Raw genomic sequence first — 25,628 nt, 5'->3', positions numbered from 1 at the left:
GCCCCACAGTGAGCGATTTTCTCGACCATATCAAAACCTTATCGCCCAAACGGCTGGCGTTGCTGGCCTATGAGCTGCATGAAGAACTAGAAGCACTCAAGCAGTCCGAACCGATTGCCATTATCGGTATGGGGTGTCGGTTCCCCGGTGGGGTGAATGATCCAGATGCCTATTGGCAACTCCTCCAGTCAGGGCAAGACCCGATTACGGAAGTTCCACCGGAACGCTGGGATGTGGAGGACTATTTCAACTCGGACCCCAGTGTGTCGGGTAAAACCTACACCCGCTACGGAGGGTTTATCGACAATGTGGACCAGTTTGACCCCAGCTTTTTTGGCATTAGTCCCCGAGAAGCCACGGCCATGGATCCTCAGCAGCGTTTGCTTTTAGAGGTGAGTTGGGAAGCCCTGGAGAGAGCCGGACATGTTCCCCAGCAGAACAATCAGACCGGTGTGTTTGTTGCCATTGGCACGGCTGACTATGCCAATCTTCAGGCGGGCAGCCCCACTGGGATCGATGCCTATACCGGAACCGGTAGTGGTTTTTGTTTTGCTGCTGGTCGATTGTCCTATGTCTTGGGACTACAGGGACCCAATATGGCTCTAGATGCCGCCTGCTCTTCCTCCCTGATGGCAGTTCACTTGGGATGTCAAAGCCTCAGAAATCGAGAGTGTGATCAGGTCTTGGCGGGTGGTGTCAACTTGATTTTGTCCCCCGAGTCTAATATTGCCTATGCAGCCACGCGGATGATGGCGGTGGACGGTCACTGCAAAACCTTTGATGCATCAGCCGATGGTTATGTACGGTCGGAAGGCTGTGCGGTGGTCGTACTGAAACGACTTAAAGATGCTTTGGTCAACAATGACAACGTCTTGGCTGTGATTAAAGGCAGCGCCTGTAACCATGGTGGCGCGAGTGGCGGACTCACCATTCCCAATGGCGCAGCCCAGCAGACGGTTGTCCGGGCTGCCTTAGCTCAGGCCAATGTCTCTGCCAGTGCGGTGCAGTATGTGGAAGCCCAAGGAACCGGTACCCCCCTTGGAGACACCATCGAGGTGCGGGCGCTCACTCAGGTGTTTAAAGAAGGGCGATCGCCCCAGTCGCCCCTGTATCTTGCTTCCGTCAAAACTAATATCGGCCATACGGAAACCGCCTCGGGAATGGCGAGCTTACTGAAGGTCGTTCTCTGCCTGCAGCATCAGCAACTGCCCCCTCATTTACATCTCAAGTCCCTGAATCCTGAGATTAATCTCGATCAAATTCCCGCTCGAATTCCCACTCAGTTGACGCCTTGGCCTGCGGGACCTCAACTAGCGGGCATTAATTCCTTTGGTATGAGTGGCACCAATGCCCATGCGGTGTTAGAGGCCGCGCCATCCGTCAGTCAGACTACCAGCCAAATCACATCAACTTTGGCCCTGCTGCCCCTCTCCGCCAAAACGCCAGCCGCACTAAAGGAATTAGTTCAGAGATATCTCAAGTTTTTGCAGGTGTATCCTCAAGTCGAGCTTGCCAATCTCTGTTTTACAGCAGGAGTGGGGCGATCGCATTTTCAATACCGCTATGCCTTTGTGGCTGATTCAGTTTCAGAACTGCAGAAAGCATTGGCACGCTATTTAGAATCCGATCGCCAGCCCCAATCGGTCTCTCCGGTTGCTGGTCGTGATACCTCTTCACTTGAGACGGATAGTGACTTGCTGCATTGCCCCCCAATCCTGGGAGGAGAGTGTCCTGAAACTGAGAGTTTTACCACATCAGCTCAAGGAGCACTGGAGCTAATTTTCTTTTTCCCTTCAGAGCAGAGACAAACCTTGGACTGGGGACCAACGCTGTATCAGACCTACTCAGTGTTCCGAGCAACAGTTGACGAAGCCAAAAAAATTCTATCTGTGCTGGGTGTGGAAGCGGCTGCAAGCCCAGATCCAAACGTTGATCATTTTGTGTGGCGCTATGCCTTAGCTCAGCTATGGCAGTCCTGGGGGATTCAACCGACTGGGGTGATGGGATGTCGTGCGATCGCAGCCTGTTACGCCGGATATTTCACCCTGGAAAGTGCACTCCAGTGGTTGGTCAACGGAACCCCCATTCAGCTACAGCCACCGACCACCCTTCTATACGGGGATACCCCCCAACAACTGGTTGATGCTGCAACGGTATCTAGCTGGATAAAAACACCAGAAGAGCCAGCCCTTAAGCCTCTCCAAGGGCCAGAACAGTATTTGATCCTGGGCGAACCCGGATGGGGAACCAGCCATTACTGGACCGCAGCCGCTCGGCCAGATGCGATAGTGCAGAGCTTGGCCCAGCTCTATCAGCGAGGGTATGGGATTGATTGGCAAGGCGTCTATCACGGTTGTCAACTACAGCGGATTGCCCTCCCTACATACCCTTTTCAGAGGCAGAGGTATTGGAGCGATTGGGCATCAGTGCAGCTTCAGCCCTCAAGCCGAAACGCCTCAGAAACGGGGCAATCGCTCCAGGACCTAAGACCCCTTGAACCAGAGCAGCGCCACACCGTATTAGTGGAAGATTTACGCGCTCGCTTTGCCCATGCCCTTGGCATTCGACTCAATCAACTGACAGCCACCACGCCCCTCCAGGACCTGGCTCTGGATTCGATGATGGCGACGGAGATCAAGTTTGATCTAGAGAAGCAATTGGGGTACTCCGTTCCTTTAATTGAGTTTCTAAATAGTCCTACTATTGCTGTCTTAGCGACTCAAATTTTAGTCAACCTGGATCAGCCCATAGCGGTGTTGCCAGAGTTGACGTTAGCCCCTAGCGATCGCCACCAGCCCTTTCCCCTCAATGAGATTCAAACGGCCTACTGGATTGGTCGCAGTGGTGCTTTTGAAATGGGCAATGTGGCGGCCCATGTTTATGCTGAGTTTGCAGGACAGGATTTGGATTGCCATCGCCTTCAGCAGGCCTTCCAAAAAGTCATTGATCGCCATCCGGTTTTAAGAACGGTGGTTTTACCTGATGGCAAACAGCAGGTTTTAGCCGACCTGCCGCCCTACGAGATGTCCTGTCTAGACTGGCGAGGTCTTAATCCAGAAGTGGAAGTGCAGCAGTTGCGCGATCGCATGTCGCATCAGATGCTCGATCCCCATTGCTGGCCCCTCTTTGAAGTGTGTGTTGCCCGGGTTGATCAGCAGAGCGTTCGTATCTTTCTTAGCATTGATAATTTGCTAGTGGATGGAGCCAGCCTGGGGATTATTTGTCGAGAATGGGGACAGTTTTACACGGATTTAGAGACCGCTCTTCCCTCTCTGGATCTAACCTTTAGGGATTATGTCCTTACCCTCCAATTTTTCGAGGCGTCCGAACGTTACCAGCAGTCCCGCGCTTACTGGCAAGATCGCCTGGATCATCTGCCCCCTGGCCCTGCTCTACCGGCGACGCCCAGCCACATTACTCGGCCCCGCTTTGTTCGCCATACTCAACGGTTGGCAGCTCAGCAGTGGCAAGCCCTGAAAGATCAAGCTTCTGGGCTAGGGCTCACCCCCTCGGGTCTTTTACTTGCTGCCTATACGGAAGTGCTAGCTACCTGGAGTCAATCCCGTCAGTTTTGCGTCAACCTCACCACCTTTAATCGGCTTCCCCTCCACCCTCAAGTTCAGGATTTGGTAGGCGACTTTACCGCCTTAACGCTACTCGCGGTGGATTATCGTCAATCTGCCCCCTTTGCCGATCGCGCCCGCCAGCTTCAACAGCAGCTCTGGCAAGATCTAGAGCATAGTTTGGTTAGTGGCGTTAGCGTCCTGCGGGAGATGATGGCCCAGCGGCAAGAGCAAGTCTCCATGCCTGTGGTGTTTACCAGTCTGCTGGCCAACCCCCAACTACAAGAACGCTCCACTTTTAATACGGATTGGCTCGGGGATCTAGTCCATAGCATTGCCCAAACCCCTCAGGTCTGGCTAGATCATCAAGTCTACGAAGAAGCCGGGGAGCTGGTTTACAACTGGGATGTGGTAGAAGGTCTATTTCCCCCAGGCATGATTGAGGCCATGTTTTCGGCTTACCATCAGCTTTTGGTAACGTTAGCGACTCATCCACAGCAATGGCAAAATCATCATCCCCTCCCCCTGGCTGAGCCCTCAGTCCCCTTTACGGAAGCGTCCTTACCGACTGACCTACTACAAGATGGTTTAACCTCCCAGGCCCAACGCCAACCCCAACATCTGGCGGTGATTACCCCAGAGCTGACCTTGACCTACGGAGAACTCTGTCAACGAGCCCAGCAGGTGGGGCAGCGATTGCGGCGGTTAGGCGTCAAGCCCCAAGAACTCGTCGCCATTTCCATGGAAAAGGGCTGGGAGCAGGTCGTAGCCGTTTACGGTGTGTTGATGGCGGGAGCTGCCTATGTTCCTATCGATCCGACTTTGCCTTTGGAGCGGCGCTACCACTTGGTCGAAGCAGGGAATATTCATTGGGTCCTCAATCAACGCCGACTGGTGGATGCCATTGCCTGGCCTGTGCAAGTTCAGATGATTCCTGTCGATGCCCCGGACCTGCTGCAAGAATATGATGCGCCTCTGCCATCGCAACAGCAGCCTACGGATTTGGCCTATGTGATTTACACCTCTGGTTCTACTGGAATCCCCAAAGGGGTGATGATTGACCACCAGGGAGCCATGAACACGATTGCCGATATCAATCAACGGTTTCAGGTGCAGCCCCAGGATCGGGTCTTGGCCCTATCTTCTCTAAGTTTTGACCTCTCGGTTTATGACATCTTTGGCACCCTCTCGGCGGGGGGCACCTTAGTGATTCCGGCAGATCGGGACCGCAAGGAGCCAGCCGCTTGGGTCCAGTTGATTGATGATCACCAGATCACGATTTGGAATAGCGTTCCTGCTTTGATGCAGATGCTGATCAATCATGGTGCCCCAGCCGAATCCTTGCGATTGATTTTGCTCAGTGGTGACTGGATTCCTTTAGGGCTGCCCCATCAGATTTGGAATACCTGTCCTCAAGCTCAACTGATGAGTCTGGGCGGGGCCACGGAAGCCTCCATCTGGTCCATTTTGTATCCCGTTGACGCCGTTGATCCGAGCTGGCGCAGTATTCCCTATGGCTATCCAATGACCAATCAGCGCTTCTATGTGCTGAATGAGCAACTTAATCCTTGTCCTGTTGGGGTGCCCGGACAGCTTTATATTGGCGGTGTGGGTTTGGCTCAGGGCTATTGGCAAGATCCTGAAAAAACTGATGCTAGCTTTCTGACCCATCCGGTATCGGGTGAGCGACTATATCGCACGGGCGACCTGGGGTGTTACCAGCCTGAAGGCTACATCGAATTTTTAGGTCGGAACGATCAGCAGATCCAACTGCGAGGCTACCGAATTGAACTAGGAGAAATTGAGACGGTTCTGGAAGAACATCCTGAGGTGCAACAAGCAGTCGTCACAGTGATGGGGGCAACGGGGCACAATCAGCAACTGGGTGCTCTGGTCGTCCCCTCCTTCATCGCACCTGATACAGCAAAGGTCATGCCTGCTTCGTCTTTGTCCACAGAAGATGATGCCTGGAATGATTTAGTAGAAGCCAGTAGAGTGTGTGCTCAAGCGAGCGTTGATTCCTCGGACTTACAGTGTTTTAAATCGTTTTCACATCATCTCCACCAGCTGTACACCCAGGGAATGAGCGTAGCACTTCATCGTTTGGAGGTATTCCCCTCAACAGGTCTAGGTCTAACAGTGGTGGAACTGCTGGAACGGGGTAGCATTCATCCCCGCTATCAATCATGGCTGCAACGGGCTTGTGATCAGCTGGTGAGTCAGGGCTGGTGCCAGCAGCAAGGGCAATCCTTTACGCTTTTGCGACCGCTACCCACCACTTTAGATGCTCAGCTCATCAGCCAAGTGCGTGAACAGGCTCCCGTTGCTATGGCCCTTACCCCAGCCATGATCACACTCCTGTTGCAAATCGTGGAGAATCTGCCGGACTTGTTAACAGAGCAACAGCATTCAGCAGAAATCTATGTGGGACAAGATATTCCTGAGGTTTACCAAACACAATTCGATAGCTGCAATACCCTGATGGCCAAGGTGGTTGCCCATCTTGCCCACTTGCAGCCCTCAAAGCAACTGCGGATGCTGGAAGTCGGGGCAGGGTTGGGCTCGACCACTCAGCATATTTTGCCCCTTTTATCTGCAACATCCCATATTTCCTATCACTTTACCGATATCTCGACGTATTTCTTGCAGCGGGCAAAGCAGCAGTTTAGTGCTTATCCGTTTTTAACAACTGGATTACTCGATCTAGAACAATCCCCTGAAGCGCAGGGCTACGAGCGCCATTCCTTTGATGTGATTATTGCCTCCAGCGTGCTCCACGCAACCCGTAATGTCAATGAAACCTTAACTCACCTGCGCCAAATGCTGAGTCCGGGTGGCGTTTTACTCTTTTTAGAGGAAACTCAGTTCCATCCCGCTTTTGATTTAACTATGGGACTGCAGCAGGGGTTTGATCGTCGGCAAGATCTGGATCTGCGTCCTAGCCATCCCTTGTTATCCCCACAACAGTGGCAGCAGTGTCTGCAAGCCAACGATTTCCTCCACTCTCAAATTTTGTCTCAACCCAACACGCTAGCGGACTGGCTTGGCTTTGAAGTTTTTGTGGCTCAAGGTCCCTTAAGCGTTCGGACGTTCCAGCCGCAAGTTCTCCAAGCATTTTTGGCTCAGAAACTGCCCGATTATATGGTGCCCTCTAGCCTGAAGACACTAGAAACACTGCCATTAACGGCGAACGGCAAGATCAATCGCCGCGCAGTCGAGTCGTTGTGGCCCCAAGCTGCACGACCTGCAGGACAAATGATTGCGCCTCGCAATGCCTTGGAAGAGGCCATTGTCCAAATCTGGGCTCAGGTGCTAGATACTCCCCATTTGGGCGTAGAGAATAGTTTCTTTGAGCAGGGTGGTGACTCTTTGTTAGCGACGCAGGTGATAGCCCGTGTGCGGGAGACCTTTGGTGTGGACATCTCTTTGCGAGCCCTTTTTCAAGAGCCCACAGTCGCAGCCCTAGCCCAGGAAGTGGCCCAGGCGCTGGCAGCCCAGGTAGACAGTGACCTCCTGGCAGCAATTGAGTCTGACCCCATAATCACAGAGGGAACAGAAAGATGAGTAATCTTACCAATCGGATTACCCAACTCTCCGCGGAGCAGTTAGCATTTCTCACCCAACGGGTAGAGCAGAAGTCTCTGTCAATCCCTGTCCAGCCGCGAGGGGAACAGCTACCCGTTTCCCTGGCTCAACAGCGGCTATGGCTCATCCATCAAATGCAGCCCGACAGTCCACTCTTAAATGTGGCTGCGGCCATTCGTCTGACAGGTCCCTTGTGCAGGTCAGATTTGCAAGATAGTTTTCGGATTCTGTGCGATCGGCATGAACCCTTGCGGACCGTCTTTACGTGCAATGCAATGGGTGAACCCCAGCAAATCATTCTGGCAACGGTAGATCTGCCGATGCCGCTCAGGGACCTCCAAGACTTAAGTCACACTACCCAACAGGCTGAGGTCGACCGATTGACCCAAGCCATGGTTTGTCAGCCCTTTGACCTCAGCCAAGGGCCATTGATGCGGACCACGCTCCTCAAACTGGGGCCACGGTCCCACCTGTTGCTGCTGAATATCCACCACATCATTGCCGATGGCTGGTCCTTGGGGATCTTGAGCCGCGAGTTTGCACGACTCTATGCGGCCCCACCACAATCACGTCGTCAGACCTTACCCTCACTAGCTGTTCAATATGCAGACTATGGGATTTGGCAACGTCAATGGTTACAGGGCTCCACCTTATCTAAGCTGCAAGCGTATTGGCAACGGCAACTCCAAGGCGTCTCCCAGTCACTAGAACTACCAGCGGACCATTTGCGTCCATCCAAACCGAGTGGTTGGGGAGCACGGGAGGCCATTGCTCTCTCTACTGAACTCACCCAACGCTTGCAGGCGCTCGGCCAGCAGGCCAATGCCACGTTATTTATGACGGTTTTAGCAGCCTATTTGATCCTGCTCTATCGCTACACTGGCCGCACCGATTTATTAGTGGGCACCCCCGTTGCCAATCGCAATCGTGTGCAAACAGAGGGGCTCATTGGGGCTTTGATCAACACCCTGGCCCTACGCGTTCCCCTTAACCCCCAGTGGACCTTTCGGCATCTTTTAGACCAAGTGCAAGCTGTGGTGACTGCGGCCCATGATCATCAGGATTATCCCTTCGAGAAACTGGTTGAAACCCTGGTCTCTGAACGTACCCTTAGCCATGCACCGCTAATACAAGTCATGTTTAGCCTGCAAGCAGATCCGAATCAACCCTTTACCAGTGGGGATCTGACGGTTGTGCCTCTGCCAGTTGCTCATCCCACAACCCCATTTGATCTTGTTTTAGATTTGGTCGTCAACGCTCAAGGATTGCACGGCGCTTTTGTCTATAACTGCGATTTGTTTGAGCCGACAACGGTCCAGCGCTGGGTCGGACATTTGCAAGCGATTTTGACGGACATTGTCGACCAACCCGATACTCCCATTGGCCAATTACAGCTGCTCACCCCACAGGAGCAGCAGCAAATACAGCAATGGAATCAAACGGATCTGGACTATCCGCGATTATGTATCCATCAGGTGTTTGAACGGCAGGTACAGGTGAGGCCCAACGCGGTTGCGATGGTCTCCGATCGGCCTATGTCCTATGGACAGCAAGCAACGGCCATCGCATTCCAAAACCAGCAATTAACCTATCAAACCCTCAATCAGCAGGCCAATGGATTAGCTCACCAATTGCAAACCTACGGTATTGGCCCAGGGCAAACGGTTGGGGTTTGTCTCGATCGCTCTCCCACCCTGATATTAGCGATCCTTGCGATTTGGAAAGCAGGGGGTGCTTATATTCCCCTTGACCCAACCTACCCGCCACAGCGACTGCAAATGATGGTGGCTGATACCCAGCCCCAGCTTATTCTCACGCAGCAAACTAATCAGCCGCTATTTCCCCATCAGCCCATCATCGATCTTGAAGCCGTTGAGTGGGACCCGCAGCCAGAGACACCACCTAGTCAGATCTCACCTGAACAGTTGGCTTACGTCATTTTTACCTCTGGTTCTACAGGACGCCCTAAAGGAGTGCCCCTCGCTCATCACGGTTTGGTCAGCCTCTGCGAGGCACAACCCGATCTATTCCCCGTCGATGCAGACAGTCAGATCCTGCAGTTTGCCTCTGTCAACTTTGATGCCTCAGTCTGGGAAATGATTGTCGCCTGGGGAGTGGGAGCAACCCTCCATTTAGGCACAAGCGATCAGCTGCTCCCAGGGCCACCGTTACAGACATTCCTCCAACAGCGGCAGATTACCCATGCCATTTTGCCGCCAACTGCCCTTATGCGGCTAGATCCACAGGCGCTACCTTGCCTGCACACGGTCATTACGGCGGGTGAAGCCTGCCCTGCGGATCTAGTGCGGGCTTGGCGTCCGGGGCGACAATTATTCAATGCCTATGGCCCCACGGAAATCACCATCGTTGCCACCGTCCATCCGATCCAGGAAGATACCCAGCCCCCTATTGGCACTCCCCTTGCCAACGTCACTGCCTATATCTTAGATACCCAACTTCAACCCTTACCCATCGGTATGCCAGGAGAACTCTGTGTGAGTGGCGTAGGCTTAACTCAGGGCTACCTGAATCGCCCTGGACAGACCGCAGCTCGATTTATCCCAAACCCCTTCAGCAAGGTCCCTGGAACACGACTCTATCGAACGGGGGATTTAGCCTGTTATCGGGCTGACGGTACCATCGAATTCTTGGGGCGTCTGGATCATCAGGTCAAGCTGCGCGGTCTCCGGATCGAATTAGGTGAAATCGAAGCTCAATTACGTCAACACCCTGCCATTTCTCAAGCGCTAGTGACCGATGGCTTACAGCCTAATCCTCAGCTAGTCGCCTACTGTATCATGCCTTTAGAAACACGGGTTACCGTGTCTGAACTACGGCAGTTCCTGGAACAAACGCTACTCACCTATATGGTTCCAGGTCAATTTGTCTTTTTAGACTCAATGCCCCTGTTGCCTAACGGTAAGGTGAATCGCCAGGCTCTTCCTGCGCCTGATCCACAACTCAGGGAACGCCAATGGGTGGCCCCTCGGAATGCCCTGGAATCCTCCTTAGTAAAAATTTGGCAGCAGGTTCTGCAACAGGAAGATATCAGTATTGAGGATCATTTCTTCGAGCGAGGGGGGCATTCCCTATTAGCAACTCAGCTAATGACGCAGGTGCAAGCAGAATTAGGCGTCTTACTCCCCCTAAGACAAATCTTCGAAACGCCAACCATTGCTGGGTTAGCGACCTATTTGCAGTCACAGTCTAATGCCGCTGCAGCGGGAACGATTCCTCGATACGATACCCTCCGCTCAGAGGAACGCGATCGCACCCGATCCTTTCCCCTTTCCTTTGCTCAGCAACGCTTATGGTTTTTAGCACAGCTAGAGGCCACTGGAGCGGCCTATCACGTTGCCACTCAACTCCATTTGCAAGGAACACTTAATCTCCCTGCACTCCAGCACAGTTTCGAGCAGATCGTGGCCCGGCACGACATCCTGCGGACTCGATTTGTGGCCGATGAGGGGCAACCCAGGGCCGAGATCGATCCCCCTCAACCGCTGGATTGGGGGGTAACTGATTTACAACAGTGTTCACCCGAAGTGCAAGCAGCAAGCTTAGATTCGCTGATTCAGCACACCGCGCAAGCCCCCTTTGATCTGGCTCAGGGACCGCTGCTCAGAATCAAGCTTGTGCACTTAGAGGTCGACGAAGCTATCCTCCTCGTCACCCTTCACCACATTATTGCCGATGGCCAATCGGCACAGATCTTTCTCCAGGAGTTAATCGTTCTGTATCAGGCTTTTGTTGCGGGACAAGTTCCCCAGCTACCGACTTTGCCAATACAGTACGTGGACTATGCCCACTGGCAACGCCAACTCCTCCAGGATTCTGTCTTACAACCTCAACTAGACTATTGGCGACAGCAGTTGACGCCACTGCCTCCAGTGCTGGAATTGCCGTGCGATTTCCCTCGCCCCGCCGCTCAGACCTATGCTGGAGCCTCTCAACAGTTCACGTTGCCCTCGTCGCTGACCCACTCCCTACGCCAGCTTGCACACTCTACAGACACGACCCTGTTTATGGTGCTGCTAGCAGCTTTTAAGGTCTTGCTCTATCGCTACTCTGGACAAACGGATTTAGCGGTGGGGTCGCCCATGGTTTATCGCAATCATCGTGATCTAGAGGGATTGATTGGTTTATTTACCAATACCTTAGTGTTACGTACCGATCTGGCTGGTGCTCCCAGCTTTCGGGTACTGCTGCAACGAGTTCAGAAAATGGCGATAGCTGCCTATGCTCACCAGGATTTGCCCTTTGATCAGCTGGTGGAAGAACTGCGGTTACCACGGGATCTGAGCCACTCTCCCTTATTCCAAGTGATGTTTGCTCACCAGACGGCTCCCCCCGCCTTGAATTTGCCGGACCTGTCGATTACGCCAGTCGCTTTGGCCACTGAAACCGCTAAGTTTGATTTAACCCTGACGATCACAGAAACAGATGATGGTCTGGCAGGGGTCTGGGCCTACAATACGGACCTCTTCACCCCCACAACAATGGAGCGGTGGATCGGTCATTTTCAGGTTCTTTTACAGGGCATTATTGATAACCCCGATCAACCCATCCAGCGCCTGCCGCTGCTCACATCCGCAGAACAAAACCAGATTCTGTCTTGGTGTCAACACAAGTCCGCGCTCCAGCCCTTAGGTGATCCAATGCTGGATGACCCGATACCTGTGTCTACGGTAGAGACTCAGCCGCTCTTGCTGCACCAGCGAATTGCAGCGCATGCCCAAGCCATTCCTGATGCAATTGCAGTCACTTGTTATCCCCCTGCAACAAACCCTGCATCGTTGACTTACCAGGAGCTAAACCAACGAGCCGATGATCTAGCGGCACACTTGCAGTCTCTCGGGGTGGGACCTGAAGTAATTGTGGGTCTGTGCGCACCTCGTTCTCCTGCAACCCTTGTGGGGCTTCTGGCTGTTCTGAAGGCAGGTGGGGCTTATTTACCGATTGATCCAACCTATCCTTGCGATCGCATCCATTACCTGCTTCAAAACGCTCAGGTTTCTGTCCTACTGACTCATCCCAGTATCGACCTGATCCCAGCCAATCCCCAAACCCACGTCATCAATTTAGAGACTGTATGGGAGGGCGATCTTGGAGATCCTCAGACTCTCTCGTTACCCACACCCCCTTCTCCTAGGCTGGACAGTTTGGCTTACGTGATTTATACCTCTGGGTCGACAGGACACCCAAAGGGGGTGCAAGTTCACCATCGAGCCCTCAGCCATTACCTGCAATGGTGTGAACACCAATATCCCATCATGCAAGGGGGGAGTATTCCGGTTCAGTCTTCTCTCAGTTTTGATGCCACCATTACTAGTTTGTGGGCACCGTTATGGGCGGGCCATACCATTACGCTCTTCCCCGATGGCGATGATATTGAAGCTCTGGGCACAGCCATGCAGCAGGGGTATGCCTTTGGTCTCCTCAAGATTACCCCTGCCCATCTGGACCTCCTCAATAACCAACTGGCCCAAACGCCTGCACTCTATTTACCGAAGGCCCTGATCATCGGGGGAGAAGCGCTTCGGAGTGATCAGGTGGAGTGGTGGCGAACCCATGCCCCTGAAACCCGCTTAATTAATGAATATGGACCCACTGAGACCGTCGTGGGCTGTGGTAACTATGACGTTGTATCCACAACCCCGCATATTGGCGATATCTCCATCGGACAGCCCATTCACAACATGCAAATGTACGTGTTAAATCCTGAGCTGGCCCTGATGCCGATCGGTGTGATCGGAGAGCTATACATTGGTGGCGCAGGTGTGGCTCGGGGATATCTTCACCAACCCGCTCTAACGGCAGATCGATTTATACCCAACCCCTTTTCAACCGTGGCTGGAACACGGCTATATCGGACAGGAGATTTAGCACGTTACTGTCCCGATGGCACCCTTGAATTTATCGGTCGGGCAGATGATCAAATCAAAATTCGCGGTTTCAGGATTGAACCTGGAGAAATTGAAGCCATTCTAAGTCAACATCCTCAGCTCCAATCGGTAGCAATCGTTGACCAGGCTACCCCCTCTGGCCTGCAACAGCTAATTGCGTATGGGGTCCCGGCTGCCGCCTCCCCCCTCACCACTGCCGAGATGCGAGCTTGGTTAAGGGAGCGACTCCCGGACTATATGCTCCCCCATCGGTTGATTGCCTTGGCACAGTTGCCGCTGACCTCGAATGGGAAAGTCGATCGTGCGGACCTCCGTTCGCGAGAGGTATCGCCTGCAACGCCAACACTGGAATATGTTGAACCTCGAACGCCCACCGAGATCCAACTGGCTCAAATTTGGTCCGAGCTTCTGGGCATCACTCCCATCGGCATCCAGGATAACTTCTTTGAGCTAGGCGGGCACTCACTGCTAGCAACCCAGTTGGTGTCACGAATTCGACGCCAGTTCAAGGTAGAACTCTCTTTGCCATCGATATTCCACACCCCCACAATTGCTGAGCTTGTGGTCCAACTCCACCAAACTGGCACATCTCAACCCCCAACGATTCCCGCCGCCACAGATCGTCAGCAACAGTTCCCGCTTTCCTTTGCTCAGGAGCGGCTGTGGTTGGTGGATCAAATGTCATCAGAACAGAGCGCTTACAACATGTCGGCGACGGTTAGACTAGACGGCCGCTTAGATCATGCTGCTTTGGAAGCCGCCCTTAATGCCGTGATCGAACGGCATGAAAGTCTGCGGACTACATTTCCGGTGAAACAGAACCAACCCGTACAAGAGATCGCTTCTGATCTGACTCTTTCCATTCCCATCGTTGATCTGCAAGGGCTACCCTCAAGGCAGCAAAAACAGGAATGGGAGCAGGCTGCAATCGCACATGCTCAGCATTCTTTTGATCTCTCTACTGGCCCTTTACTGCACGCAACCCTCCTGCAATTAGAACCCAAACAGTACATGCTGCTGCTGACAATGCACCACATCATTACTGATGGCTGGTCCAATGGTGTTCTGATTCAAGAGCTATCTCACTGTTATCGGGCCGTGATCACCCATCAGCCACCGTCATTGCCACCGCTGCCCATTCAGTATGCGGACTTTGCGCAATGGCAACGACAACAAGACTTTGAGCCGCAGCTCCATTATTGGAGACGCCAGCTCGGCGGGGATTTGCCCACGCTGCAATTACCGCTGGATGCTCCCCGACCCGAGGTGCGATCACCGAAGGTGGGCCAGAGGCCATCGCAACAGGGAGCCCTCTTCTCTTTTCCCCTATCACCTCAATTATCCGATGCCCTACAGCAGCTCAGTCAACAAGAATCTACAACTCTGTTTATGACGTTGCTGGCAGGATTCAAGCTTCTGCTCAGTTGCCACACCCAACAGCGAGACATAGTGGTGGGCACCGATGTGGCCAATCGCAATCACAGTGAGGTTGAAGGACTCATTGGCTTCTTTGTGAATTTGCTGGTCCTTAGAACCGATCTATCAGGTAATCCCAGTTTTAAGACGCTGCTACAGCGAATCAAAACCGTGGCCTTGGCCGCCTACAACCATCAAGATATTCCCTTTGCCAAGTTAGTCGATGTTCTCCAGCCCCAACGTCAGACGGGGGTCATGCCCTTATTTCAGGTGCTATTCGTTCTCCAGAATGCACCCATGCCTGCCATTGAACTACCGGATCTAACCCTCACCCCTATCCCACTGGATACGCAGACAGCAAAGTTTGACCTGGCTCTGTTTGTACAAGAAACTCCTGAGTCTCTGATCCTTCACTGGAATTACAGCACCGATGTCTTCCAGACTTCCACGATTGAACGGCTCGCCCAGCAATATGTTGACTTGCTCCAGCAAGTGGTGACGGCCCCCGAAACTGCCATTGAAACCATGACCCAGCCGTCAACGCCCAAGCGCAAACGATTTCAGCGGGTTAAGACTCAAGCCGTCGCCCCCACAGAAGTGGTGACCTTTAGCACCCTTGCTAACCAGATGGGTGTTTATCAACCCCAAGTTTTATCTGTGAATCTAGCGGTCTGGGCTAGTGCCCATCGTCAGCAGCTTAACCAGCAGCTAGAACAAAAGGGGGCCTTGCTATTTCGCGGTTTTGATCTGCCTGATGCTCATGCCTTTGAGCAAGTGGCGGGTGCGATCTGTCCCGAATTGTTCGGAGAATATGGCGATTTACCGCGCACGGGGGTGAGTGGCAAGGTCTATGGTTCCACTCCTTATCCCGAAGATCGAGCGATTCTATTCCATAACGAAAGCTCTCATCTGGAACAGTGGCCGATGAAGATTTGGTTTTTCTGTGTTCAGCCTGCTCAGGCTGGAGGAGAAACGCCGATTGTGGATTGTCGGCAGGTCTATCAACGGTTAAGTGCTGAGGTGCGCGATCGCATCTTTCAAAAGCGACTGATGTACGAGCGTCATTTTGTCCCCGGACTCGATGTGGACTGGCGTGATTTCTTCCAGACAGAGGATCCGACTGCCATTGAACAGCGATGCCAAGCCAACGGGGTGGAATGGACTTGGTTAGAGAATGATGGACTTCGAACTCGGCAAGTCAGAGATGCGATCGCACGACATCCCCATACCCAAGAATGGGTGTTCTTCAATCAGCTACAGCTTCATCACTTTTCTTATATTGATGCCGATACCCAAGCTTCAATTCGGTCACTACTAGGGGATAACTGCTTGCCGCGGCAGGTGTATTACGGGGATGGCTCCGAGATAGAACCTGAAGTACTAGCAGAAATTAACGCAGCCTATGATGCCTGTGCCCAGCAGTTTACCTGGCAACAGGGAGATTTATTGATGCTGGACAATATGCTGATGGCTCACGGTCGTCGAGCCTTTCAAGGGCCACGCAAGATTGTGGTGGCATTAGGGGAAATGATGCGCCAGGACCAACTTGAACAGTCCTGCATTGGCCCTCCCAACGCTGGTGGGAGAGTCGCGGAGGATATAGACAAATGTACCTAACACTCTTACAGCCTTTACCACCAACCCTTTGCCCGGTGTGGGTCCCATTGGCAAAATTTACGGCCAGATACATCAGGCAATTATGTCTACGATTTTTATCCTTGCACCCGCCCCCTAAATCCCCCACCCGTGAGGGACTTGACTAGCTTTGCTGCATAGATATTGCCATCAGATTTGAGAGAACCATGCTTAAGATTTTCGGCTCCACTATCCAGTCTGCATACAAGCTCAAAGTCCCCCAGGATGGGGGATTTAGGGGGCTGCGAGAGGCTTCGCAATGTCAACAAATACTGCTTTCAGCATCAGTGTTGACAGAAGGCCGGGAAGTGAGAGCCTTGCAGCGCTTAACCGGATAACCCATCCCTATCAAACCTTGCTCGATTAAGTTCCTACCTAAACCATGCAGTTCCCCACCCTCAGCGGATTTCAACTTTCAGCTCAACAGCGACATCTGTGGTCCTTGTCAGCACAGCAACCCATGCGCCAACTGCTGCTGTCCTTAAGTGGGCCACTCAATTCAGACAAGCTTCATCAGGCCCTACAGATCGTTGTGGAACGCCACGACAGCTTACGAACCCACTTTCGGCAACCGGAAACGCTGACAGTCCCTTTGCAGATGGTTGAGCCTCAAACCACTGTGAGTTGGCAAGTGGCTAATTGGGAAGGACAAGACTTAGAACAAATCATTGCCAGGGCGCAGGAAGGGCCTCAGGATGTAGATCAATTTCCGGTCTTACGAGCTGTTTTAGGACAGCAGGCCACCCAAAATTGGTTGCTGCTTACCGTGCCTGCGCTGTGTGCTGATCGCAAAAGCCTACATCTTTTGGTTGAAGAATTGGCTAAAGTCTACGGAGAGCAAACCTCGGCGCTTGACGATATTGTTCAATATTCTGAATACGAAGCCTGGCAGCGATCGCTCTCGGTAGACGAAGATGCCGCTACCGCCCAAGCCTTTTGGCAAAAGGACCTATCACCTATAGCTGCCCCTTTGCAGAAACGACATCAAACCGCAGCCTTCCAAACTGCTGTTTTCAATATTGATCTTACCGAAGAGGTACAAGCACAACTGAGCACCCTAGAGGACCCTGGAGCACTCTTGCTAGCCGCTTGGCAAGTTGTCCTCTGGAAACATACGGAGCAGACGGACTTCACCCTTGGCGTCGCTCCTCAGCATCGCTCTGATCCAGAACTCGAATCGGGTATCGGCGCTTACCAGCGTTTATTGCCATTTCCGGGAAATTTCTCAGCGTCCATGTCCTGGACTACCCTTATCCAACAGGTTCAGCAGAATTGGCAGCAGCTAGAAGAATGGCAGGACTACTTTGCCAGTGATAAACCTAGCTCAGTCAGTTATACCTATCAAACCTTTTATCCTCCTGTTGGTGGAGATGTTACGTTCAGAATTGAGCGGGAATGGGGGCAGCAGGATACATCGCCCCTTTGTCTAAGCTGTTTGGTACAGGACAAGCAGGTCCAGGCCGAGCTTGATTATGATGCCAGCTTGTTTGCTGAAACTGCAATGGCAACATTAGGCCAGCAATGGCGGACGGTCGTTTGCCATGCTCTATCTAACCCAGACCAACGGTTAGAGAACCTTACCTTGCAGGGAGAAAACCCACTTCAAATTCCCACTACTGCTTCAAGCTGCTGCTTCCATCAGCAATTTGCTCAACAAGCCCAACTGACTCCTGACCACATTGCGGTGGTCTGTGAATCGCAGCAACTCACCTATCAAGAACTTGATCAGCGGGCCAATCAGCTTGCCCATGCGCTGCAAAAGATGGGGGCAGGTCCAGATATCCCCATTGCCCTATACCTCAATCGATCGGTGGAGGCGATGGTGGCGATTCTCGCCATTCTAAAGGCTGGGAGTGCCTATTTACCCCTTGATCCAGCATTGCCCACCGCAGGGATTGCCTATCGTCTTCAGGATGCGCAAGTACCCCTGGTGATCACGCAAATTGAGCTAAGGGAACGGCTGCCTGAAAATGCGCCAGAGATTATCTACGTAGATGAAGGGGAAAAGTCTGGATACCCGACCACTGAGCCTAGCAATTCCGTTAAACCGGAGCATTTAGCTTACCTAATCTACACGTCAGGTTCTACAGGCAAACCTAAGCCTGTGGCAGTGGAACATCAGCAGCTAATGACCTATGTGGAAGGAGTTATCGAGGGGCTGGCATTACCTGCTGGCGGCAGCTATGCCTCTGTTTCTACCCTGGCGGCTGATTTAGGGCATACCATGCTGTTCCCCAGTCTCTGCCAAGGCGGAACGCTGCATTTAATGACAACGGAACAAGTTTGCGATCGCAAAGCCTTCACGGACTATTGCCAACAGCACCCGATCGACTGCCTAAAAATCGTTCCCTCCCATCTGCAAGCACTGCTTAAAGGGGCAAACTCTGGAGAAATATTGCCGCGTCAGCGATTAATCCTAGGTGGAGAAGTCTGTCGCTGGTCCCTAGTTGAAACCTTAATGAAGCTCAATCCTTCAACTGACCTGAAAATTTTCAATCACTACGGTCCAACCGAAACGACAGTAGGGGCGCTTACCTATCCAGTCACTTCAGATGTTTACCAGGAAACGACTGGTGCTACCGTGCCGATGGGCACACCGCTGAATGGGGTGCTGGTTTATCTATTGGATGGTCAGCTTCAACCTGTTGCCACTGGAGTACCGGGAGAAATCTATATTGGGGGGCACACCGTCAGTCGGGGATATCTCAATCGGCCAGATCTGAATGCAGAGCGATTTATTACCTATTCGCATCAACCCTGCATTAGCCCCCCCGGCCCCCCAATTTTGGGGGGAGATCGCGTACAGGCTGGTATGGGTGACCAGGATTTAGTTCCGTCTTCAGGGCAGACATCAATCAGATTGTATAAAACCGGGGACCGCGCCCGTCGGCTTCTCGATGGCTCCCTAGAATTTCTGGGACGGGTCGATCAGCAAGTGAAACTTCATGGCTTTCGGATTGAGCTAGGGGAAATTGAAACCGCCTTAATTCAGCATGACGCCATCAAGGAAGGGGTTGCCGTGGTTCGAGAGGATCAACCAGACAATCCAGTGCTGGTAGCTTATGTCGTCACGACAAATGAGTTACCTGTCGATAGCACTCAACTGCGGCAGTATCTACAAACCCAGTTTCCTGACTATATGATTCCTAGCCTTTTTGTCGGCTTAAAAGCGTTGCCCCTCACTCCCAATGGCAAGGTCAATCGGCAAGCCCTACCTGTTCCCGAAAAGGTGCGGCCTGAGTTAAGCCAGAATTTCGTAGCTCCCAGGACGGATACAGAAGTTGCGATCGCAACCATCTGGTGTGAAATACTCCAGCTCGAAACCGTTGGCGTCACCGATAACTTCTTTGACTTAGGCGGGCATTCTCTGCTGGCTACGCAAGTGCTGTCGCGGCTGCGAGAAGCATTTCAAATTGAGCTACCCCTGCGACGTCTCTTTGATGCGCGCACCATTGCCGATACTGCTGAGGTGATTGAAGAAATTTTAATCGCCGAGATTGAAGCCTTGAGCGATGAAGAAGCGGAGGAACAGCTCCATGCCAGCTAAACTCTCTCCCGCCAAGCAGGCTCTCCTAGCCCAACGCCTCAAGGGAAAGGCTGCCCCACGGATCACCATTCCACGCCGAGATCCCAAGGGACCTATTCCCCTCTCCTTTGCCCAACAGCGGCTCTGGTTCTTGACGCAGCTTGAACCAGACAACCCCTTTTACAACATCCCCACTGCTCTGCGCTTAGAGGGCGACCTTGATATCGGGGCGTTTCAGCAGGCCGTTGACCAGTTGGTGCAGCGTCACGAAACCCTACGCACCACATTCACCACTATTGATGACCAACCACAGCAGATTATTCATCCCAAAATTGCCATTCCTATTGAGCAGGTGGATTTATCAGTGTTGCCTGCTAACAAACAAGATCAGGAAGTGGAACGAGTGGCCATGGCAGCCGCCACCCAACCCTTTGATCTCACTCAAGGACCGCTTCTGCACATTAAGCTACTTCAACTCGCCCCATCCCAATTCGTCCTGCTTATTACGCTCCATCACATTATTTCCGACGCCTGGTCAACTGGCATTTTGATTCGCGAATTAGCTTATTTTTACCAAGCAGTCCTTCAGTCTAAGCCCGCTCATTTGCCAGAGCTACCCATTCAATATGCTGACTTTTCCCATTGGCAACGCCAGCAAACGGATCGCCTAGAACAACAGCTCAACTATTGGCAACAGCAGTTTGCCACCCTACCCCCTGTTCTAGCGCTACCCACTGATCGACCTCGACCAGCGGTACAGACCTATCGGGGCGATCGCTGCACCATTGAACTCTCCACAGTCCTCACGGCACAACTCAAACAACTCGCTCAGGACACCGACAGCACCCTGTTTATGGTCCTATTAGCAAGTTTTCAGGTTCTGCTGCATCGCTACACTCACCAAACCGACATCATCATCGGCACACCCATTGCTAATCGCAACCAAACCGCCGTTGAAGGCTTGATTGGCTTTTTTATCAATTCCCTGGCACTGCGAGCTGACCTATCGGACAACCCCACATTTAGGCAACTTCTCGCCCAAGTCCGAGAGCGAACCCTAGGGGCCTATGCCCATCAAGACCTCCCCTTTGAGAAACTCGTGGACACCCTAGACGTACCCCGCGATCTCAGCTATTCACCTCTGTTTCAAGTGATGCTGATTTTGCAAAATGCGCCGACGACAGCGCTAAATGTTCTGGGCCTAACGCTCACCCCTCTCCAGTTCAATGCCCAGATCACCAAGCTTGATCTAACTCTGATTTGCATCGAGCAGGCAGAGGGGCTGACGGCAGTGATGGAGTTCAACACGGATTTATTTGATGCCGTGACCATTGAGCGGATGATGGCCCACTGGCAAACCCTGCTCCAAGGTTTGAGCACCAAACCCAATACGCCCATTGATACCTTGCCCTTGTGGTCAACGGCATTACCCCCAGAACTTTATCAGTGGAATCAAACCGCGCAGGATGTGCCTCCACAGTTGATTCATCAGCTATTTGAGACCCAAGCCCATCACACCCCTACGGGGATAGCCCTGACCTGTCCACCCGAAACTTTCACCTACCAAGACCTCAACCACAAAGCGAATCAGCTAGCCCGATACCTCAAAACCCAAGGCGTTGGTCCTGAAACCTTTGTGGGCATTTATCTGCATCGGTCTCCAGCATTGCTGATTGCCCTACTGGCTGTTCTCAAAGCTGGGGGCACCTATATCCCGCTAGATCCCACCTATCCAACCTCTCGACTGGCCTATATGGTGGCAGACTCTGGCTTGCAACTGGTGCTCACCCATGGCGATTTATCCTCGCTTATCCCGAATATTCCTTGCCTAAACTTAGATCGCGAGTCCCATCTTTGGGCAGCAGCCTCTGAACAAAATCTTCCCGCTGAATCTCTGGCCGATCAATTGGCCTACGTTATCTATACCTCAGGATCAACGGGCCAACCCAAGGGCGTACAAATTACCCACCCAGCAGTGGTTAATTTTCTGCTGCATCATCGACAGGCACTCAAGATTAGCGCTACCGATCGTTTGTTAGCCGTGACCTCTGTCTCCTTTGATATCGCAGTGTTGGAGCTATTTCTACCGCTGATCGTAGGTGCCCAGGTTATTTTGGTCGATCGAGATAAAGCCACCAATGGATATCAACTGGCTCAACGACTGACCAACGCCACGCTGATGCAGGCAACCCCGTCCACATGGCGGTTGCTTCTCGCCACGGACTGGTCGGGGCAATCTAACCTTCAAATTCTGAGTGGGGGCGAAGCACTTCCCCCGGATTTAGCAGCTCAACTATTGCCGAAGTGTCAGACGCTTTGGAATATGTACGGCCCGACGGAGACCACCATTTGGTCAACCCATGCTCAGATCAAAGCGTCTCTAGAGATTACGATTGGCCACCCCATTGCCAACACTGACATCTATGTACTCGATCACCACCTCAATTCCGTTCCCATCGGGGTTGTGGGTGAACTTTATATTGGTGGTATGGGCCTGGCACGGGGCTATTTAAACCGCCCCAGCTTAACAGCAGAGCGATTTATCCCCCATCCCTTTAGCACGGTACCTGGAGCCCGCCTCTATCGAACAGGGGACCTAGCTCGCTATAGACCGGACGGAACCCTGCAACATCTAGGTCGTGCCGATCACCAACTCAAGGTTCGGGGCGTTCGGATCGAGCTGAGTGAAATTGAATTCCACCTGCATCAGCATCCCCAGGTGCAAGCCGCTGTAGTGGTCGCTCAGGGCCAAGATAACCAGTTAGTGGCCTATTGCGTTCCTAATGCGAACCAATCTCTCACTCCAGAATCTCTGCGGCAGTTCCTGCAGCAACACCTGCCCCTGGCCATGGTGCCCACGCTGTATGTGTCGCTATCGGAGCTTCCCCTGACCCCCAACGGCAAGATTGACCGTCGAGCCTTGCCTGCCCCTACCGCAGAGGTGATTACCCGAGGTCATGCCTTTGTTGCACCTCAATCCACGACGGAACAAGCCCTTGTGGACATTTGGACTCAAATTTTAGGCATCGAAGCGATTGGCATTGACGACAATTTCTTTAATCTGGGGGGAGACTCCATTCGGAGCTTGCAAGTGGTAAGTCGTGCCCATGCCGCCCAAATTCTCCTGACGCCCAAAGATATTTTCCAGCATCAGACAATTCGGGCCTTGGCCCATGCCGCAAAGCCGTTCAGCCCTGAAACACCCCTAACCCTTCACCAACCTTCCCTGCCTCAGCGACAAATTTTACAACAGTTGATTGAGCAACAGTCGATTGAGCAGGAACTGGAAGACATCTATCCCTTAGCACCGATGCAGCAGGGCATGTTATTCCACACCCTCTACCACTCCCAGGGCTTATATGTGGCTCAGTTTTGCTATCGCTTACAAGGCCCTCTCAATATTCCAGCTCTCCAGCAGGCGTGGCAGACCGTCATTCGCCACTACCCTGCCCTGAGAACCGCCTTTGGCTGGGAGGGGCTCGATCATCCATGGCAATGGGTTGCAGCAGAAGTCACCTTCCCCTGGAAAACCCTAGATTGGCGAGGAGAATCAGCAGAACCACATCGCCTTGATGATTTCCTCTACCAAGATCGCGTCCGAGGGTTTGCTGTCCAACAGCCCCCCTTGATGCGCCTAACGCTAATCCAGCTTCAAGACTCGGTCTTTGAGTTTATTTGGAGTGTTCATCATTTGGTTCTAGATGGCTGGTCCTTATCCTTAGTTTTGCAAAATGTGTTTCAGCAATATGCTGCCCTAGAACAAGGACAAGTTGCTCCCCTATCGCCTACCGCGCCCTATCGAAACTATATCGCTTGGCAACAACAGCAGTCTGCCGCCGCCGCCACCCAGTTCTGGCAAGACTATCTGCAAGGCTTTACAGCGCCCCAGCCCATCGCTGCGATGGGGCAGGACCAGGCTGGTAGCCGTGCCGATCGGCAGCAGAGTTATATTCATCTGCGTCATCCCCTCTCTGCCGCTGTGACTTCAGCTTTACAGCAACAGTGCCATCACCATCGCCTAACCCTCAACTCCTTGATTCAAGGGGCCTGGGCTCTTGTCTTAAGCCATATCACCCAAACGAGTGACGTGGTGTTTGGGGCAACCACAGCGGGTCGTCCCCCCCAACTCCTCAAGGCAGAGCAAATGGTAGGTGTCTTTATCAACACTCTGCCCGTGCGGGTGCAGATTGATTCAGACACTGAACTGATGCCATGGTTACAAACTCTGCAAGAGCAGCAAATCACGGCTCGACAATTTGAGTACAGTTCCCTAACCACTATTCAACAGGCCAGTGACGTGCCCCAGGGGACTGCCCTGTTTGACACTGTCGTCGTATTTGAGAACTATCCGGTAGATTTGGCTGCGGTGCAAACCTTACAAACAGCGGTGCAAATTAAAGCGTTTCGCTCCTTCGTCAATAACAGCTATCCCCTAACTATCCGGGCTATTCCTGGAGAGGTGCTGAGCTTAGAGATGATGGCTGACCTCGTTTGTTTACAGCGATCCAAAGTTGAGTGCTGGCTCCAGCTCTTCGCTCACACCTTGGAATCGATGGTCATCGCGTCGTCCTCAAAAATCGGTGAACAACTGACTAACATTGCCAAGCATCAACTGACCTGGCAATCTCAGCAAGCCGAGACCTTGAAAACCAATAGTCTTGGAAAACTCAAACGTTCCCAACGGAAAGCCGTTGTGTCTCAGAATCAGGAGGGTTCGTCTTGACCTCAATGGATAAACCTTCCCTCAAATCCTTAAAAACCCGCCGTCGTCTAGTGCAGGTTTCTGATGCCGCATTGGTACAAGAGACGCTATTAGCAGCGGCTCAATCCCTGCCCTTGATGATTCAACCGATCGTCAACGGGCTCAGTTTACTGACTTGGGTGGAGCAGAATTTACCGCGCCTCCAGACCCATCTCCACACGCACGGAGGCATCCTCTTTCGTGGCTTTGCCCTGAGCGGTAGCCAGGAGTTTGGGGAATTTATGGCAGCCGTGTCCACTACCCCTATGTCCTATAGCTACCGTTCTACTCCCCGCACCCAGGTAGAAGGCAACGTCTACACTTCCACGGAATACCCCGCTGACCGAACGATTCCGCTCCATAACGAAATGGCCTATGCCCGGCAGTGGCCCCTGACCCTAGCCTTCTATTGTCAACAGCCTGCCCTAGAACAGGGTGAAACGCCCATTGCCGATAGCCGCCGCGTTCTCGCTCGCATCCCGGAGGATATCCGCCAAAAATTTGCTGACTTAGGGGTGCTGTACGTTCGCAATTATGGTGGAGGACTCGATCTGCCTTGGCAGGAGGTCTTTCAAACAGAAGATCGGCAGGAGGTCGAAACCTTTTGCCGCCAAGCCGACATTGAGTTTGAATGGTGGGGCACGGATCAGCTGCGGACTCGGCAAGTTTGTGATGCGATCGCAACTCATCCTCACACCCACGATACCGTCTGGTTTAATCAAGCCCATCTGTTCCATGCCTCGAATCTAGGCGAAGCCCAGCAACATCTAGAACATTGGCCTCGCAATGCCTACTTTGGCGACGGCAGCGAAATAACAAAAGCAGTCTTGGCCGAAATTCGAGCCGCCTTTGCCCAAGAAACGATTCTCTTTCCCTGGCAATCCGGAGATGTCTTGCTTCTCGACAATATGCTGACTGCCCATGGCCGTCGCCCCTTTACTGGCCCTCGTCGCGTACTCGCAGGAATGGCAGATCCCTACAGTTCTCAAGACGTTCAAGCAGCCAAGGAGGTCAGCTAAGGTGATCGCTACCCTGACCAATACCTTTCGGCCTCGCCATATTGAACGGGCCTTCCTTCACCCTTGCCCAACCCGTCAAACTCACAATACTTTCCCCCCAGAATATAGCCTTTGGCATTCAAGGAAGGGGGGCCGGGGGGGCCAATGCAGAGTCACGCGTTTGTATCTAAAGCACTTTTTGTGCATCGAACAGTATTTTGCACTTGCCCCCCTAGCCCCCCAATTCTGGGGGGAATC

The 25,628-nt window shown here is 52.7% G+C and carries 6 protein-coding genes; all 6 read left to right on the top strand.

The annotated features are described in order from the left end of the window. The first annotated feature begins 8 nt into the window (after nucleotides 1-8). Nucleotides 9-7,127 carry a non-ribosomal peptide synthetase gene (locus tag Q0986_RS14970; protein WP_299411716.1) on the top strand — a complete coding sequence of 2,373 codons (7,119 nt, stop codon included), beginning with the start codon at nucleotides 9-11 and terminating at the stop codon, nucleotides 7,125-7,127. Next, the gene (locus Q0986_RS14965; protein ID WP_299411712.1) at nucleotides 7,124-16,087 is read left to right on the top strand and encodes a non-ribosomal peptide synthetase; all 8,964 of its coding nucleotides are present in this window, start codon (nucleotides 7,124-7,126) and stop codon (nucleotides 16,085-16,087) included. The genes Q0986_RS14970 and Q0986_RS14965 overlap by 4 nt, the downstream gene beginning before the upstream one ends. Before the next feature lie 185 nt (nucleotides 16,088-16,272). Further along, on the top strand, nucleotides 16,273-16,443 hold the full coding sequence (locus tag Q0986_RS14960) for a hypothetical protein (RefSeq protein WP_299411709.1): 171 nt from the start codon (nucleotides 16,273-16,275) through the stop codon (nucleotides 16,441-16,443). A gap of 44 nt (nucleotides 16,444-16,487) precedes the next feature. Further along, entirely contained in the window at nucleotides 16,488-19,652 is a 3,165-nt protein-coding gene (locus Q0986_RS14955) for an amino acid adenylation domain-containing protein (protein ID WP_299411705.1), read from the top strand. Next, on the top strand, nucleotides 19,642-24,354 hold the full coding sequence (locus Q0986_RS14950) for a non-ribosomal peptide synthetase (protein WP_299411700.1): 4,713 nt from the start codon (nucleotides 19,642-19,644) through the stop codon (nucleotides 24,352-24,354). Before Q0986_RS14955 ends, Q0986_RS14950 begins: the two co-directional genes overlap by 11 nt. 5 nt (nucleotides 24,355-24,359) lie before the next feature. Next, nucleotides 24,360-25,391 (top strand): TauD/TfdA family dioxygenase, encoded by a 1,032-nt coding sequence (locus tag Q0986_RS14945; protein WP_299411698.1) that lies wholly within the window; start codon nucleotides 24,360-24,362, stop codon nucleotides 25,389-25,391. Nucleotides 25,392-25,628: the final 237 nt, after the last annotated feature.

It is taken from the genome of Acaryochloris sp. IP29b_bin.148 (assembly GCF_028285565.1).
Lineage (GTDB): Bacteria > Cyanobacteriota > Cyanobacteriia > Thermosynechococcales > Thermosynechococcaceae > Acaryochloris.
This window is presented reverse-complemented; position numbering and strand designations above follow the sequence as displayed.